This window comes from Streptomyces sp. NPDC001530, assembly GCF_042894545.1.
Lineage (GTDB): Bacteria > Actinomycetota > Actinomycetes > Streptomycetales > Streptomycetaceae > Streptomyces.
The window spans coordinates 1-1,722 of the sequence record NZ_JBIAVS010000073.1 but is presented as its reverse complement, the minus strand read 5'-3'; the positions used below and the strand labels follow the sequence as shown (position 1 = coordinate 1,722).

The window sequence follows — 1,722 nt, the reverse complement described above, 5'->3', positions numbered from 1 at the left end:
CTAGAAGGCTCATGAAGATCTTGCTGAGGGGCTGTCCGGCTGCAGGCCGGGCCGGCCCTTCGGTGCTATGTGCCAGTCGGTGCGAGTGTCCAGGTGCCGCTGGTGTGGGTGAGTCCGAGGTTGATCAGGCGGCGGAGGTTGAGGGCGGCGGCGCGGGTGTGGAGCCAGGCGTCGTTGGCGATGGTGCCGCGGTAGCGGAGTCTGCGGTTGCCGTGGTGGACGAGCCAGGCGACGGCGCGTTCGATCGGTGGTCTCCAGCGTCGGTAGTCGGCTTGCCAGCCGGGGTCGGTAGCGGCTTGGTGGCGGGCGGCCGCGAGCAGGTCGTGGTGCGGGCGGATGGTCAGGATGCGTCCGGCCTTGGCCTTGGTGCACCGTTCGCGCAGGAAGCATCCGGTGCACAGGTTTCCGAAGGTCGCTTTGCGCTGGTGGTGCTGCCCGCTGGGATCGGCCAGGGCAACGGTGTGCCCTTGGGGGCAGGTCACGGTGGCGGCGGTGGTGTCGATGGTGAAGTCATCGAGGGTGAAGCCGCCGGGGACGGCGGGCCGCAGCGGGGCGGGCTTGAGGAACAGTCGATGCCCGGCCTGGTGGAGGGCTTGGCGGGCGTCGCCGGTGGAGTAGGCGGTATCGCCGAAGGCATCCACCGGCCCGGTCTCGTCGGCGAGCAGCTCAAGTCCCATGGCGGCCTCGTGGTGCTCGGCCCCGGCGCCGGGCCGCAGAGCAACGGCGGTGTATAAGCCGGTCTCGGGCTCGATGGCCAGGTAAGCCTTGAAGCCGTCCTGCTGGTGGCTGCGGGTCTTGTGGACGTGCCGGGCTTCGGGATCGACGGTGGAGACCATCCGGTTTGGGGCGGTCCCTTGGGTGATGCGCCAGCGGCCGTCGCGGCCGTCGGAGTCCTCGGCCGGCTCGACGTCCTGGCCCGCGACCAGGGCCAGGATGCCGACCGCGTTGGCGGCTTTCTCGCCGAGTTGCTGGTCGGGCAGGTGGCCCAGCAGCCGCAGCGCGTCCGTGACCAGGGCGTCGACCAGCTCGGCGCGGGCCTGCTCGTCGTTCCAGGCGATGCGGGGCTTGCCCGGGTCGGTGTAGTCGTGGGCGGTGCACTGCACCGCTGCCACCTCGGCTGCTGCGGGGACCTCGCGGATCACCGCCCGGACAGCGGCGATGAGCTGGGTGACGGTGTCCTGGGTGGCGACCGCGTCGTCCAGCACGGTGGAGTCCAGCGCCCGGCGGTGCTTGCCCTTCAGCACGCCGGTAGCTTTCACGACCTCGCGCACAGCCTCGAAGACCCGGTTCGGGCGGGTGGAACGGGCCAGTCGGCGGCGGAAGTAGGCCAGCAGTGACGGGTCGAACGCCATGTCGTGCAGGCCGAGCCCGCACGCGGCCTTCCACCGCAGGTCGCACCGCAGTTCCTGGACCGTCTCGAAGTCCGACAGCCCGTGCAGGGCCTGAAGCGTGATCGCAGCGGCCAAAATCTGCGGCGGCATACTGGGCCGCCCGTTCGCCGACGGATACATGTCCGCGAACAACTGAGCCGGAAACAGCCGCCCCCGATGCTCAGCCAGGAACGCGAACACGCTCCCAGCCGGAATCAGGTCCCGGCATGTCTCCCACACGTCCGGCCCGACGGTCTCGCCGACCCACTCGCCCATCGCCACACGACGAGTCTGGCCCTGCCGCTGACGCGGCAGGGCCAGAACCCAAGATCTTCACGAGCCTTCTAGGGCC

The 1,722-nt window shown here is 70.3% G+C and carries 1 protein-coding gene; it reads right to left on the bottom strand.

Annotation, left to right across the window (positions count from 1 at the left end):
* Positions 1-65: 65 nt before the first annotated feature.
* On the bottom strand, positions 66-1,646 hold the full coding sequence (locus ACFY0T_RS50250; protein ID WP_388885970.1) for an IS1182 family transposase: 1,581 nt from the start codon (positions 1,644-1,646) through the stop codon (positions 66-68).
* Positions 1,647-1,722 lie beyond the last annotated feature (76 nt).

What these genes read in the sequence shown, in the direction of transcription:
- ACFY0T_RS50250 (WP_388885970.1), bottom strand. Translation starts at nt 1,646, where the DNA reads ATGGGCGAGTGGGTCGGCGAGACCGTCGGGCCGGACGTGTGGGAGACA.